The following is a 13,516-nucleotide window of genomic DNA, read 5'->3' as shown; positions in this document are numbered from 1 at the left end:
TTATTCATGCAAGCGGCGGAATCGTCCAGTAGCATTTGTCATTTATGGCATAAAAAGAACAAGAATAAAACACTTGGTGTTTCATAGCCAAGTGTTTTTCTTGGACGGTGGTTCAGTTCATCTTGAACCTGCCGGATTTCCTTCCCGCTGATTTTCCCGAAATCCGTCCGTTTCGGGAAGTATTGGCGTATCAGTCCGTTGGTGTTTTCGTTCGCTCCCTTCTCCCAAGAGTGGTACGGGTGGCAGAAATAGGTTTCTGCTTTCAATGCGTTAGCGATTTTCTTGTGCCGGTAAAACTCTTTGCCGTTATCCATCGTAATCGTGTGTACCCTGTTTTTGTGCGCCTTCAATGCTCTGATGACAGCGTTGGCGGTGTCTTCGGCTTTGAAGTTCTTCAACTTTTAGCTCGGTAGCTTAACGGATAGAATTTGGAAAGGCTCGGTTAAACATCAACATCCACCATTAGAACGCGGAAGCCGATGTCGGCGAGAACAGCCGCGATATTAGCTGTGAGAGTAGTTTTACCGACACCGCCTTTGGTGGAAGTGCATGACAATATTACGGGTGCAGACATAATATTTATCCTTTTGGGTTATGAAAATTTTTTTAAAAGGAACAAATATCACTAAAATATGCTAATTGTAATTTAACATAATATAGATTATTATCATATACAGATGGGTTTATTTAAGTTTTTGTTTTATAAAATTATTCCTCCTTATTTTGTTTTAAATTCATACTTTCCCAAGGCATGTATTTAACTGATTCTTAAAAACCAACTGAAACCATATTAGAGTTTATTCTAGATAGAATGGTTATTCAAGAGGTTGAATTTTATGTAAAATGGGTTCTAGTCGCAAATTTTCTGATGATGGCAAAGGACTTTTCTTGCATATGGCATATAATAGAGGAGCAGGTCAGAAAAAGTCAAACCCAGGATACTGGCCATACTATATCTTTTATAGGTTTATTTCAGAATTGGATAAACAGGGATATTCAAAAGCCACGAAATCGGCTTACCTGTCTAAATTGACTAAATTTGGACTGATTGTGGTGGGTTTGGGTTATAAGCACCAAGATGAAGCATTAGTTCACCTTCCGATTTTCAAGAAGACACTGGTTGAATATCACAAGCTGTTATTGGGTGCGACAGGCAGAAAAGGGGTTATCAATCCAAGCTTAAACTTATACATATCAGCTTGGCACAGTTTCTGTAGGTGGTATACCGCTACACATTGCCTTAAAAACCATCGTTTTTCAACTTGTAAAACTTTTAAGTTACATTCAAAACTCCCTTGTACTTTAAGGATTGAGAAGTTGGCGTATATCGAACCTGATGACCTGGGGAATTATTGCGCCATGAGGGAATGGTGCATGATTGATCTATTCTCTACAGCCGCATTGCGTGTAAACGAGCTTATCGGAATCAGGGTCGCTCATGTTGATTTCATCAACCAATCCATCGTATTGGATCAGCAGTTTTTAAATCCGAGACGCATCTACCTCGACAAAAAATCCATAAAATACCTTGGTCTTTATGTAAATCTGCTGAGCAAAAAAATCGGACCCTCCCGTTTCTCACTTGAGACATACCTCTTTGCAGGTAGAAGAGGACATATGCTGTCTACGAATGAGTTATATAGAACCACCTATTCGGTTACCTCGCGAATCTTCGGGTTTCATGTCAAGCCGCATATGCTGAGGTCTGCTTGCGGCAGGACGCTTTTTTTCAAATGCCGTGATGAGCGGCTTATTCAGGAGTTCATGGGGTATAAATCGGTTCGAACCATACAAAAATATTATGCTGTTGATCTGGATCGGTTTGCCGAGTCATTGAGGCTTTATCACCCCCGTTATTCAGTAAAGACGAATGCGGAACTGGCCGCCGAGCATCATGCAGGCGGCCTTTAATCCGTCAGAGGTATTTTTTCAGATATTTTGCCTGCAGAAACACCATATAGGTACTACTTAAAATCGGTACCAATAACCAATAGGGCGACAATACAATCGGGCTGCATAAATAAAACAGAATACTGAGCCAGATGATGCCGCTGCGCCAATATTTTGCTCGGTGGTAAATGCCGGCACTTTCACGCGAAGCATTCTCTTGCCGAATCCGTCTCATGACGAGGCCGTCTATCAGGGCCAGAATATAGAGAAGCGCAGCTAAACCGATAAACAGACAAATATTCCCAATGCGTATCGAAATAACCTGCAAGGTCTTATCAAAGTGTTTGAGCAGGTCCAATCGCGGAATCAGGTAATTTTTGAACTGATAACCCTCATCTGATTCAGATTGTGCGGATAAAGCTTTGTTTATTTGAGACCACTCGAAGAATACGGTGCTCAAAGTACGATAGGATGTTCTGGCCACAGTAGTGTTCAACTGTTCAGACGGCCTATGCTGCCACAGTGTTGCCTGATCCTGATTGATGGCCTTAAGGCGGGATAATTCCTGCTCTAACAAATCGGGTGCTTGCAGATAGTTTTGTGTTGCAAGAGAAAGCCCAAAAATAATCAATAAAATCAGAAATACTGTATAAATTGCTTTAAATGGTGAAAGCAGGAATTTCAAAGGTAACGAGTTCATGTACCAGCCGCTGGATTTAGCCGACATAGGATACCCCCTCTACAAATGCCTCATCATCACCGGATGGTGAGCTTAAACGGTAGGATGCACGCATCGCAGCAGCTATGTCTGTGATATGGCTCGGAATGAGTTTTGCCTCATCAGGGTCTGTTTTGGGCAGAGGGAGGCGGATTTTATAAAGTTGCCCGCCTTCAATTAGGGCAAACGCCTGCCCTTTGGGCAGCTGCGTTAAATCTGCGACCGTGAGCATAGGCACGGTTTCAGAGCCAATCCTGTCCTCATTGCCGCTACCGAAGTCCTCATGGCTATCAGGGAAAGCCACATCATTTGCCCTGGAAACCAAAGTGCTGGTCATGACTTTGACTTCAGGCAGCTGATTGGTCAGCATTTCGGCTGTTTCGGCCGTCTTGACGCGCAGCATAATCATGGTATTCAAGTTGCCGCCAATTTGGCCCGCTTTGGCCGGAGAACCTATTTTTGCTTCCACATCTTTCCATGTCTGGGTGTAAACGGTGACCTGATAACCGGCACCGCCTGCTTTGTTCAGCAACGGGATAAATTCATCGCCGATCAGCTCGTTGAATTCATCTGCGTGGATGGCAATTTTGCGTTTGCCTGTAGCGCCGCTTTGGCCAAAGCCATGCCCGTGTTTGTAGATTTGTCCGGCCAGTGAGGTGAGGTCGGCGAACATGGCATTACCGACGGCACCGGCCACTTCCGCGTCAGAGAGGGAATCCAAGCCGATATAAACCACGGCGTTGCTTTCAATCACCTTGCGCCAGTCCATAATCGGGCGGGGATCCAGCAAGTCGGAAGTATCCGGGCTGATCAGTTTGGCGACATCGCCGGTTGTCAGTTTTTCCAAAAGCGGGTAGAGCGAGCTGACGAGTTTTTCAAAGTAGGAACGGTCATTGGATAAAATGCCGCCTAGGGCATCAATCAAAGGCTCATTGTGCTGTTTTGCTTTCAGGAACGAACCAAGTTTGATGGTGTCCAGATTACGGCCGGTTTTAACGGCCGTTTTCGCTTCCGATTCCGGCAATGAGAAATCATTAAATTCATTCAGCCATCCAGGATAATTTTTATCTAAAATCAAGCGGAAATAATCGCCGGCCAGCTGATCGACGTTGGCTGCGGCTTTATAGATGTTTTCGTAATTCGGCTTGATGGAGAGCCCCTCCATCGTTTTGGTTAAAACGTTTACGAACCGCCATACAAAGTCTCTAAAGGCGGCAGATTGGCCTTCGCTCGGCAGTTGGTTGGCAATACGGGTGGCTACCTCGGTGATACGGCCATAGTCGCTGATGGGGTTGTAACGGCAGCTGTGTTCCGGGAATCCCAGGTGAAACATATAGAAAGGCCGGCCTGCTTTTTGAGCCTCCACATACATGCGAATCATCAAATCAGCATCACCTTTGGGGTCAAATGCGATGGTGACATCGCCCCGGGCGATATCCTGAACCAACATGGTCTCGCAAAGTCGGGTTTTTCCGACGCGTGTCGTGCCCAATACGACTTTATGGCCGACACGTTCACCCAAGTCTTCCCAAATATCATGTTCATCGGTTTCAATGCCGTGCAGTTCCGGCGAGCCGCCGACAGGCGGCAATGGCGCAACCGGATTCCACCATGCATTTTGGCGGGTCAGTCGGGTCAGCCAATTTGTCCCGGGTGTTTCAATCTCATATTTCCTGGCCATGCGATACAGCGCAGACGGCTTGAGCAAATGCTGATTTTCCGGCTGACGTACCATAAAAAGGCGTTGTGTATGGGTTTGAGTCCAGCGGAACCCTTTGCCGAGGTACAGGGCCTTGTCCGATACCGGAATTTCATCTGCAGTAAGTGCATAGTAAGGCAGGTTCCTGATGTTTTTGCGGTATCTCATAATCCGTCTTGCCGAGAGGGTTCGTCTGCATGCCAAACCGCCGCAAAACAGCATCCCGCCATAAGTAACAGGAAGCGGCATAGGCAATGCGGCCAGAACGGCAATTGCCGAGGCATAGGCGGCTACGCTGACCCATTCGTATGGAGCGCGATAAATGTTTTCAGGATATTGTGCGGTGCTCATTCGTTCTCCAAATTCAGCAAATTGGCATCATCTTCTAGTGCGATTTCAGTGTTGTTGGCCGGCCGTGAGCTCGGCTGGATAATGTGTTTGATATTGTGTTCGGGGATCAGGTAACAGTAAAACAGACGTTTGTTGCTGCCATTGGTCGTCATGGTGCGGAATAAGGCACTGCGCTTTGTACGCTCATGCAAACGGAGTGCCTCAAATCCCTTTTGAGCCAGAGGACCGAAGCTTTCCGTGTCGGCCTTGTTGAATACCCCGCCGGCGTAGTCTCTAAAAATCACAGGGGAAACCAACAACATCCCACGGTCGATAAAATGAACCGGCGAACCCGGTTGATTGGTTGATATTGTGCCGTCAGCCAGCCCGTTACCAAGCCAATGGATAAACTGGATGCCCCTTTGCCGGGCTTCCAGTTTCTTTTCCTCTATCGCCGGAATGGCAGTTTCAGCTTTCTCCGGTTTTGAGCGGAGTTCATGTTCTGCTATGCTGCCCTCGAGTTCGATCATGCCCTTGGTTTCAGTGATGGTTTGCAAGGTAGGCGTTTGGGCGATGTTTACAGGCCTTGGGGTACTGTTGGGTACGGATTGCCGGTCATGGATGATTTCCCGAATTCCTGCTTGTGCAGTATCTTCTTGAGGCAGGTTAGATGAATCTGCATTTTTCGTGTCAGGCTGCTCAGAAGTAAACAACTGATTCAGTAATGCCCTACCGGATTGCCTTTTGGCCTTTTGCTCGGTTTTCGCCGTTCCAGTTGAAGGTACTGCCTTGGCTATTGTGTTTGGGGCAGGGATATCTTCGACGATGGCAACTTCAGTCTTGTCTGGTAGTGTCGGATTATTGACTGGGGCAGATTCCGCTTGTTCGCTATCTAGACTTTCGGTTGTTTGTTCTGGGATTAAGTCAAATTTAGACAGTAAGCCGTCTATACCTGAAGCAGCTTCCTGGCGGCTGGTATGATTTTGGGTGGTCGGTTCGGATAGATTGGCAGGCAACGTTTCGGTGTCTGCTTTGGTCTCCTCTACCTCTGCGATAGACTTGGTTGCTTCTTTCTCGCTGAGAAAATCGGAACGGATGTGTGTCTGTTGAGAGTCTTTTTCTGACTCTTCCCGAGCTGACGGTTTTTCTGTCTCATTGGGGGCATCTGCTTGGGCAGGTTTGCTTGCCAGTACCTTTAGATGGCCTTTAAATTCTTCGGGGAAGTTTCCATCCGGATAAAGAATGGCTGCCTTGAAGCATAAAACACTGAAGTTGGCCGAAATTTGTTGGCCATCACCACGGGTAAAGCACACTTCGATATTGGATACGGCTTTAAATGGGTCTGAAGCTGGGACGATTGCGCCATACTCATATAGGGTATCAAAAATACGCTGATTATCTGCAGGAAATGATGGGGCCGCCCGATGCTGGTTGGACCTCAGGTATTGGCGGACATAATCGGGGACATTTTTGGCCATGATGTAAATCAGGTCGCCCTGGCGGAACAAATCCCCGCCGGCCGTAATGGCCACGCTGAAATGGGCACCACGGTCGGCCAACATTTCCCGGAGCGTTTCCATAAGGGTTTCAATCAATGGTGTGCGTTTTGCGGATGCAAAACGTTGCCGGCTGCCCGATTTGAGGTCACGGGAAACGGAAGTCATATCGGACCGGGTAATGACTTCCTGTAATGGGCTTCCGTTTTTTTGCCCGCTCAAGTAATTACGCAGTACAATCATCAGATTAGGGTCAGTTTCTGCAATCCACCTGCGGACGTGTGCGGGCACCAGGCTTTGAAAAAAAGCCCACGCGATTTCAGTGTGTGTGCTGTAATTGGATTTTGTTTCAGGGAAATTGACACGATAATATTTCCGACCGCTGTCGGCCATTGATCCTGTGTCAGGCAACCATACGGTTTTATGCTGGTCGGCTGCATCAGCGTACAGTTCGATTTCAAAACCGGTCATGGTTTTTCCCACATCGTGCAGTATGGCGGCGCACATGATGCCGTAACGCCATACGGCGGTTTTTCTGGCGATATCTTCGGTTTTTGCGTTCGGCGGCCAAGACTGTGATGTCGAGGCGATAAGTGCCAGACAGGCGACATCCAAGGTATGTTTGACCAGCCCGCCATCACCGGCGTGGTGATGTGATTCGGATGCCGGGAGGCGCTGTACGAATTCGATATAGCGGTGGAGGAAAGGCAGAGCATCTCTGTGCCAGTTTTCATTGGATAAGCCCAGATTATTTTTAATGTGACTAATCAAAGGAGAAAGGTCGAGGGTCATATACTGCAGTGGCGATAAAGCAGCCGGATTTTTTGACCGTCGAGTGGTTTGAAGTAATGTTGATGTTTTGATAGTTTCTCCCGTGTTTGTCTGCATAGGGTGCTTTTTGCAGCAGTTTAACTTCTTTAGCCACTTCACCACGGGCGTTTTGAGTAGGGGTGAATTCCACAATATCGCCGCTGCGGATAGGCAAATCATCCAAACGGTAAAAATATTCTTCACCATCATCGCCTATAATGTAACCGCTCCCCTTATTGGCGTTGAACCATTTCACTTTGCCTTTCATTGCAGTATTCTCCTTAATTGGCGAAGCCGCCTCGGATATGCTATTTCACTGTTTCGTTCAATAATGCCTGCCAATCTGATGGAGGATTGCCACTTTCGAGCATTTTTTTAAATACCGCATAAGCATCATTCTTGCTGCCGTAGGTTCGTTTCGTATCCGAATCGTTGATCCAGGCAAGAATAATGATTTTACTGGCCGAGTCGTATCGGAAGAATAACCTGTACCTTTCCATAATCTTTGCCCGCCGCCAATGCTTGTATTCACTACCCATAGTCTGACCCAAGCGGTATTTTTTATTGTCGGGCGCATGGGCAATGGCATCTATTTCATCAAGTATCCGCTTCAGAAGCTTTGCCTCATCTGATTTGGCGGCTTTTTCGGCCTTTTCTTGGCTCTCTACTTGCTCAGCAAGATTTTCCATCTGCTGAGTAAAACACCCATGCTCATAAATGGTATAACCATTTATTATCATCTGCTCGTCAGGCATATTGATCCTCTACTATGTTAATCTCCGGCCAGTTGACGATAGCGGGCATAGCGGGAAGAGGAAGCGGGACGAATCGACTCAGGAGAATTTTGCATGGATTGCTCCAAAAAATTCAGAAAATTGTGAACCACCGGGTCGTCGTCACATTCTTCTTCATCAATCACATCTTTTTCAAGCAACACCTGGCCACCTTCCAATACAGAGAAGCGGAGCTTGTCCTGCTTTTCCAACCCCAATGCTTTACGCACTGACTCCGGAATGGTTGTTTGGTTTTTACTGGTCATGGTTGACACAGCATTTAAAATAACATTCATATTCATTTGTGCCCTGCCTATATTCCTATTACTCTTCACAACTCTGGCTTATCAGTCCTACTGTGTGCCTTTAATATTTAAGCGGCCTATGGGACTTTCATCAAAATTTAATATTTAGTAAATTTAATATCTAGTGGGATATCCCACTAGATTAAGTGTAAGGCAACTTCCTTACCTGTGTCAAGTATATGTTTTTTCACAACACGGCATACTATTTTGTTTGCAGTAAAAAAGCAGAATCTGAAGATTCTGCCTTTTGATGAAGGGCTATTTCTGCCCTGGTTCTTTTTGATAATGCGGGGAGCGTGGGCCGTAGAGAATGCCGTTGTGTTTCGTTGGAGAGAGTAGTTGGGCACCGGCTGTTTGAGCCATATTATAGCCTTTGTCGCCTAATGTGCCGACTACTTGGTCAATAATGGCACCAAGAAGGGCGGCTAGGATACCATTGTTGTTTTTTTGTCCGGCATCAGAAGCTACGGCAGAACCACTCCAAAGCTCTTTGCCGGTACGCGCATCGACCAGTTTAGCCTCAGCACTTACAGTGGTCACGCTTTGTATAATTTGGTATTTAGTACCGTATTCTTTCACGGTTACATACAGTACAGCATCATTACCAAAGATTTCACGCAGTTTGTCCAGCTTGACATCGTGGATGTCGGCCGCATTGGTGAGGCCGTTTTGCTTGAAGGCTTCAGCAGCAACAGCAACCGGGAAGACATAATAACCTGCTTCGGAGAGTGGAAAGGTTGTAGCGGTCAGCATGCCCCAAGTGGCTTTAACGTCAGGCGATTCATTCAAAGGCGGCAAAACCAAAATAGATTTGGGATTGCTTTCTTTAAAAGCCGTATAGTCGTAAGGCTGTGGCTGGTGGTACGTTTGGCAGGCGGACAAAGCTAAGGTCGCGGCTAAAGGCAGTAAACACTTCATCATCTTCATTGTTTTCCTCCTGAGGCCTTACTCTTCAACAGAAAATCCATAAAAACCGCCGATTCGGGGAACAGCTGTTTTTCTGTTTCAAATTGTGCCTTGGCTGCATCCGGTTGTCCGGCATCAATCAGCAAAAGACCCATATGGGCATGGGCTCCCGGGGCGGCAGGTAGCTGCTTACGGTTGGCTTCATTAAAATACTGCTCCATCTTGTCGATTTGCTTACCTGCCGAACTGTCGTCGTTTTTCAGACGTTCGTAAACTGTTGAGCTGTAGTCTTTCCAGTAATACATCGACTTAGGCGCAGAGCCACAGGCTGCCAGTAAAAGTGCGGCAGCCAGAGGCAGTCCATATAATGACATCCCTTTTTTCATACGGCCTCCTTAACGGTTAGGCTGCCAAGCGCCATTGTCGATGGCTTGTACCAGGTTGTTTACGGCTTCGCGTACGGCCAAATCCAATACTTTGCCGTTCAAAGTTGCGTCGTAGCCTGAGGTACCGCCAAAACCGATGACCTCTCGGTTGGAAAGTGAATATTCACCGGCACCTTGAGTAGAATAAACAACCTCCGAAGTTCGGACATTAACGATATTCAAGGCAACTTTGGCATAGGCAATCTGTGATTTACCGCGCCCTAAAATACCGAACAATTGGTGGTCGCCCACATCTTTACGGCCGAACTCGGTTACATCGCCGGTGACAACATAGTTTGCACCTTTCAGATTTTGTGCCTTACCCGAGATACCGGCTTCTTGTTTCAAGGCGCTCAGGTTGGTGCGGTTCAGCACATTGAAACGGTTGGTTTGTTGTAGATGAGTGGCCAAAATGGTCTTAGCTTGACTGCCTAAGCGGTCTTCGCCGTCGGAGAATACACCTTTTTGGAAGCTTGAACGGTTATCGAAGCTGCCGATGGATATCGGGGTGCGCACACCATTATATTGCGTATTGTATGAAGCAACTTTAGCCACTTCCAGGCTGCGTGAAGATTCTGTTGCACAGCCGGCGAGCAAAGCGAGCGCGATACCGCAGGCCAGAGTAGTTTTAAGCATAGTCATAAATCATTCTCCATATGAATGATTGGTTAAACATCGCAAGTCAGTATATTGCATAATTTCGTTAAGAAAGGCAAGATCTGATTAATGTGTGCCTTGCTTGGGCTTCCGTTGTCAAAACGGATACTTATTTATCATCGAAAGTTATGGAGGCAGCTGGAGCAGTTCGCTGAAATGGACAAACAGAAGCTGCCGACCGGTGCGCCCCTGCAGAAAGCATCTGTACAGCTGGACTCCGGCTCCGGCTAAGTCATGTACGCAATGAATTTATTATTTCGTCATGGGCATGAGCCGCAATCATCATATCGAAAGTGGACAGGCTTTTTCCATGCTTTTCTACAGAAGCTTTAAATTTGCCGTATGATTCGGATACCGATTGGTCGAATGGAAGGATATCGACGTATTTTAAAAACTCTTTTACAGCCTTATGCAATTTTACTGCCTCAGGTTTTTTAGCCAAACTGTAATGAATCTCTGCATGAGTGATGCTGGAAATGCACAATGATGAAATAGGGACTTTTTTCAGGTTTTCCATAAAGGCAGGGTGCAATTTGAGCGCATGATTAGTCGCATTGGTATCAAGCATATAACGTTTCATTCCTGCCAGCCTTCAAAAATATCCCGTTCTTGTGGATCTGCTTCTGTATCGCGCTCAATCAAATCATTATTTTGGGCTGCTGCCAAGATAAAGCCGTCCCAATTTTGCGGGCGCGAAGACAAAACGACATCACCGTCTTCGTTTCTACGGATAATATACTTCTGGAAATATCACTATCAAAGTTTGAAGTATGCTTGAGCTTATTATCAAAACTTTCAGTTTTTTTAATAATTTCATCGATTTTACGGACACCCGCAGCTCCAACAATTGCAGCCGATATAGCTTGCGGAATCAGCATCTCTTCCACAGCCGATCGTTCAGCCCGTTCAGGACTCATGCCTGATACGGTTTTTTGATCAATTTTGTCTTTTTCAATCCATGCGTCAGGGAAACGGGCCAAGAAACCGTCTTGATAGCCTGACCAGTTGATTGCCGCCGCCTGTCCGAATCTTCCGCCCAATAACGAGTTTTCACCGAACATCACCGGAGCAAACTCTTTAATCAGCAATTCCCTCTGCTTTCCATCTTTGATTTCATCTGCCAAATAGGTAAAGAAACGTTCTCTTTCTTTTTGGAAAGCTTGAACCACAGCATTTTGGCAGGCTTTGTTAGGACACTGGGCATAAGCATAATTAAAATCTTCTACTGTATGGAAATTACCTTTTCGGATAATTCGGTCGTATAAAATCTTACTTTGAGGACTCAAACGACTACGGGCCGTATGGGAAAGGATAGAGTTATTTTCTACCGCATTTCCCGAAACCAAACTACCCTGAACCGCATTGGTGGTTGTGTTTCCAACAACCGCCCCCGTAGCCGTTCCCAACAGGTTTGTAATCGCCGTTACGGTTTCCTTCTGCTCGGCCGTCAGTTTGCTGCCGTCTTTCTCGCCGTAGAGATAGTTGCCGATTAACGGTGCGGCCGCTTCGGCACTGCCTGCGCTGATGGCTCCGGCCAGGGCATTGTTGTCTCCCGCCGCTGCCGTTGCCGCACCCAATACCGCATGGGCAAGTATATGGGCGGTTTCCTGTTTGGCGGTCAGATTGCCGTCTGAATTCTGTTTCGCCACTCCTTTGAAGTATTGCCCGATTTGATAGGATACTGCCGGACTTGCAGTGGCGGCTGCAATGCCTGCTGCGCTGTCGGTCGGTGCGGATAAGCCTGCGGCAATGCTGTTGAGCAGCACTTTGCCTTTCTGCCAGTTACCGGTTTTTTGCCGGTACTCGGCTTCGCTGATAAGGCCTTTTTCTTTCTGCTCTTTCAGCGTATCCAGTTTTTGGTTGATTTCACTGTTGGCCGACTGCACATTTTTGCTGAATTCCTGACTGACCTTCCGCTGTAAATCAATCTCGCGCTGTACCTTGTCTTTATCAAACGTATTTTTCAGACGGCCTGATGCGGCTTCGGCGGTTTCGCTGCGGGTGTCGGTGTAAACCGCTTCGGCTTGTTTGCCTGTCGGGTCGTTGCCGATGACGATATTGCGTGTGCCGATGCCGCTTTTGGTAACACTGTTTTGGCTGTCGCTGTCGGAGCTGTAGCCTATGGTTTTGGAGAAGGTATCTTTATCGCTTACGTTTTTCAGACGGCTGTTGTGGTCAGGTTGGCTTTGCCCCAACGTTTTGCCGCTTACCCCTCCGGAAGCTCCGAAATCGAAACTTTCGCCTTTGTAACGGCTGTGGTTTTCAATCCGTTCTTTACAGCTTGAGTTCGTTTTCAACTTTATCTTGGTCAAACACGTTGTTCAAGCTGTCTGAAAAAATATTATTTCAAAATACGCTTATAGCCTTTACTTTCCATACATTGATATCTTGCTTCCTTCGTTGCTTTTATGTTGTTTCCTATTACTTTTGTGCATTCCTTTATATCTATATATAATTGCTGTTTATCTATATTTTCTTTAAAAAGTGAATTGGCAGAAATTATTGGGCAGTCTACGTAATTTAAATGTTGCACACAACCAGTTTCTCTATCGTAATAACAAGAAATTAATAAAGAGGCTAATATTAGAATTGGTGTTTTTTTTATCATTTATATCCTCCAATTTTTAAAAGAATTTGTAATATAGTTAATTAAAATAAAAACTACTCATTAATGCGGCCATAAAATTGCCCATTTCAGGCAGCACTTTTCGTAGATGCTTTTTAATGTTCGCCCATGCTTTTTCAATCGGATTAAGCTCTGGCGAATAAGGTGCAAGAGCTAAGATTTTATGCCCCTCTTTTTCTGAAATCTCTGCTAAAACAGACATCCGATGAAAGCGAGCATTATCCATCACAATAACAGATTGTTCAGTTAATTCAGGCAGCAATACGCCTTCAAACCATGCTTCAAATAAACGACTATCCATCGTGCCTGAATAAATCATGGGTGCAATTAGATTACTTTGGTCTTTGATTTGAGCTGCAACCAGTGATGTGCGCTGGTATCGTTTACCACTGATTTGCGCTTTAACTGGAAGCCCTTTTGGTGAATAGGCATAAGGACGGTAGTAAAAAGTATCAAATCCTGTTTCATCAAGGAAAACAACTTGATAATCAGCATATTGATTTAATGCTTGTTGATAAGTGGCTACCTGTTCTGGTTTTTGTTCTTTGTAGCTCGTGGTCTTTTTTTACGCGTAATACCCAATACTTTGAACAAATAACAAATATTAGCCGGCGTACACCCAAAATGAGCTGCAATTTCATGCTGGTATGCATCAGGGTGTTCTTTAACATATTTTATGAGCAGGTTTTTATTGACTTTGGTTGCATTGCCACCTTTGACTTGATGTTCAAATGAACCGGTTTGCTCATAGCGTTTTCTCCAACTTCGAAATGTTTTTGGGTCAATTTGGTATGCTTTGCAAACTTCGCTGGCATTTTTGCATGCCTGATAGTATTGGTATGCTTTTTCTCGTAGTTCTATTGAGTATGACATTTTGGACT

The 13,516-nt window shown here is 45.8% G+C and carries 14 protein-coding genes and 2 pseudogenes; 1 reads left to right on the top strand and 15 read right to left on the bottom strand.

Annotated elements, in window-relative coordinates; genetic code table 11:
• Nucleotides 1-38 precede the first annotated feature (38 nt).
• Nucleotides 39-401, bottom strand: a pseudogene (locus tag H4O27_RS06495) (IS30 family transposase); the annotation flags it as partial.
• A 41-nt stretch (nucleotides 402-442) separates the two neighbouring features.
• Nucleotides 443-574 (bottom strand): ParA family protein, encoded by a 132-nt coding sequence (locus tag H4O27_RS06490; RefSeq protein ID WP_165009850.1) that lies wholly within the window; start codon nucleotides 572-574, stop codon nucleotides 443-445.
• 320 nt (nucleotides 575-894) lie between these two features.
• Here H4O27_RS06490 and H4O27_RS06485 point away from each other — a divergent pair, with 320 nt between their 5' ends.
• Nucleotides 895-1,911 (top strand): site-specific integrase, encoded by a 1,017-nt coding sequence (locus H4O27_RS06485; RefSeq protein ID WP_165009848.1) that lies wholly within the window; start codon nucleotides 895-897, stop codon nucleotides 1,909-1,911.
• Between the two features lie 4 nt (nucleotides 1,912-1,915).
• Here the strand turns inward: H4O27_RS06485 and H4O27_RS06480 are convergent, their stop codons facing one another.
• The 13 genes and pseudogenes from H4O27_RS06480 to H4O27_RS13045 form a co-directional block, all read right to left on the bottom strand.
• Nucleotides 1,916-2,617 (bottom strand): IncC plasmid conjugative DNA transfer DtrJ family protein, encoded by a 702-nt coding sequence (locus tag H4O27_RS06480; RefSeq protein ID WP_165009846.1) that lies wholly within the window; start codon nucleotides 2,615-2,617, stop codon nucleotides 1,916-1,918.
• On the bottom strand, nucleotides 2,607-4,658 hold the full coding sequence (gene traD, locus H4O27_RS06475; RefSeq protein WP_165009844.1) for a type IV conjugative transfer system coupling protein TraD: 2,052 nt from the start codon (nucleotides 4,656-4,658) through the stop codon (nucleotides 2,607-2,609). Before traD ends, H4O27_RS06480 begins: the two co-directional genes overlap by 11 nt.
• A complete protein-coding gene (gene mobH / locus H4O27_RS06470) occupies nucleotides 4,655-6,925 on the bottom strand; it encodes a MobH family relaxase (RefSeq protein ID WP_165009842.1) in 2,271 nt (756 codons plus the stop codon). Before mobH ends, traD begins: the two co-directional genes overlap by 4 nt.
• On the bottom strand, nucleotides 6,897-7,211 hold the full coding sequence (locus H4O27_RS06465) for a cold-shock protein (RefSeq protein WP_165009840.1): 315 nt from the start codon (nucleotides 7,209-7,211) through the stop codon (nucleotides 6,897-6,899). Before H4O27_RS06465 ends, mobH begins: the two co-directional genes overlap by 29 nt.
• A gap of 40 nt (nucleotides 7,212-7,251) precedes the next feature.
• Entirely contained in the window at nucleotides 7,252-7,698 is a 447-nt protein-coding gene (locus H4O27_RS06460) for a type II toxin-antitoxin system YhaV family toxin (RefSeq protein ID WP_165009838.1), read from the bottom strand.
• Between the two features lie 17 nt (nucleotides 7,699-7,715).
• Nucleotides 7,716-8,018 carry a type II toxin-antitoxin system PrlF family antitoxin gene (locus H4O27_RS06455; RefSeq protein ID WP_226883364.1) on the bottom strand — a complete coding sequence of 101 codons (303 nt, stop codon included), beginning with the start codon at nucleotides 8,016-8,018 and terminating at the stop codon, nucleotides 7,716-7,718.
• A 261-nt stretch (nucleotides 8,019-8,279) separates the two neighbouring features.
• A complete protein-coding gene (locus tag H4O27_RS06450) occupies nucleotides 8,280-8,942 on the bottom strand; it encodes a DUF799 domain-containing protein (protein ID WP_193004211.1) in 663 nt (220 codons plus the stop codon).
• 2 nt (nucleotides 8,943-8,944) lie between these two features.
• The gene (locus tag H4O27_RS06445; RefSeq protein WP_165011147.1) at nucleotides 8,945-9,313 is read right to left on the bottom strand and encodes a DUF4810 domain-containing protein; all 369 of its coding nucleotides are present in this window, start codon (nucleotides 9,311-9,313) and stop codon (nucleotides 8,945-8,947) included.
• A 9-nt stretch (nucleotides 9,314-9,322) separates the two neighbouring features.
• Entirely contained in the window at nucleotides 9,323-9,994 is a 672-nt protein-coding gene (locus H4O27_RS06440; protein WP_193004209.1) for a CsgG/HfaB family protein, read from the bottom strand.
• Nucleotides 9,995-10,241: 247 nt separating this feature from the next.
• The gene (locus H4O27_RS06435; protein ID WP_193004207.1) at nucleotides 10,242-10,589 is read right to left on the bottom strand and encodes a PIN domain-containing protein; all 348 of its coding nucleotides are present in this window, start codon (nucleotides 10,587-10,589) and stop codon (nucleotides 10,242-10,244) included.
• Nucleotides 10,590-10,647: 58 nt separating this feature from the next.
• Complete coding sequence (locus H4O27_RS13050; protein ID WP_226883363.1) at nucleotides 10,648-12,306, bottom strand: VENN motif pre-toxin domain-containing protein; 1,659 nt, start codon at nucleotides 12,304-12,306, stop codon at nucleotides 10,648-10,650.
• A gap of 44 nt (nucleotides 12,307-12,350) precedes the next feature.
• Nucleotides 12,351-12,617 (bottom strand): hypothetical protein, encoded by a 267-nt coding sequence (locus H4O27_RS06425; RefSeq protein ID WP_165011130.1) that lies wholly within the window; start codon nucleotides 12,615-12,617, stop codon nucleotides 12,351-12,353.
• A 37-nt stretch (nucleotides 12,618-12,654) separates the two neighbouring features.
• Nucleotides 12,655-13,508 (bottom strand): annotated as a pseudogene (locus tag H4O27_RS13045) (IS630 family transposase).
• Nucleotides 13,509-13,516 lie beyond the last annotated feature (8 nt).

It is taken from the genome of Neisseria yangbaofengii (genome assembly GCF_014898075.1).
In the GTDB taxonomy this organism is placed as follows: domain Bacteria; phylum Pseudomonadota; class Gammaproteobacteria; order Burkholderiales; family Neisseriaceae; genus Neisseria; species Neisseria yangbaofengii.
Note: the sequence above shows the minus strand (reverse complement) of the source record. Positions and strands in the feature narration are given on the sequence as shown.

Bases quoted from the DNA above. Each gene is read 5' to 3' on its own strand.
- H4O27_RS06490 (WP_165009850.1), bottom strand. From the start codon at position 574: ATGTCTGCACCCGTAATATTGTCATGCACTTCCACCAAAGGCGGTGTC.
- H4O27_RS06480 (WP_165009846.1), bottom strand. From the start codon at position 2,617: ATGTCGGCTAAATCCAGCGGCTGGTACATGAACTCGTTACCTTTGAAA.
- H4O27_RS06485 (WP_165009848.1), top strand. From the start codon at position 895: ATGGCATATAATAGAGGAGCAGGTCAGAAAAAGTCAAACCCAGGATAC.
- H4O27_RS06450 (WP_193004211.1), bottom strand. From the start codon at position 8,942: ATGATGAAGTGTTTACTGCCTTTAGCCGCGACCTTAGCTTTGTCCGCC.
- H4O27_RS06435 (WP_193004207.1), bottom strand. From the start codon at position 10,589: ATGAAACGTTATATGCTTGATACCAATGCGACTAATCATGCGCTCAAA.
- H4O27_RS06465 (WP_165009840.1), bottom strand. From the start codon at position 7,211: ATGAAAGGCAAAGTGAAATGGTTCAACGCCAATAAGGGGAGCGGTTAC.
- H4O27_RS06445 (WP_165011147.1), bottom strand. From the start codon at position 9,313: ATGAAAAAAGGGATGTCATTATATGGACTGCCTCTGGCTGCCGCACTT.
- traD (WP_165009844.1), bottom strand. From the start codon at position 4,658: ATGAGCACCGCACAATATCCTGAAAACATTTATCGCGCTCCATACGAA.
- H4O27_RS06440 (WP_193004209.1), bottom strand. From the start codon at position 9,994: ATGACTATGCTTAAAACTACTCTGGCCTGCGGTATCGCGCTCGCTTTG.
- H4O27_RS06455 (WP_226883364.1), bottom strand. From the start codon at position 8,018: ATGAATATGAATGTTATTTTAAATGCTGTGTCAACCATGACCAGTAAA.
- H4O27_RS06425 (WP_165011130.1), bottom strand. From the start codon at position 12,617: ATGATAAAAAAAACACCAATTCTAATATTAGCCTCTTTATTAATTTCT.
- H4O27_RS06460 (WP_165009838.1), bottom strand. From the start codon at position 7,698: ATGCCTGACGAGCAGATGATAATAAATGGTTATACCATTTATGAGCAT.
- mobH (WP_165009842.1), bottom strand. From the start codon at position 6,925: ATGACCCTCGACCTTTCTCCTTTGATTAGTCACATTAAAAATAATCTG.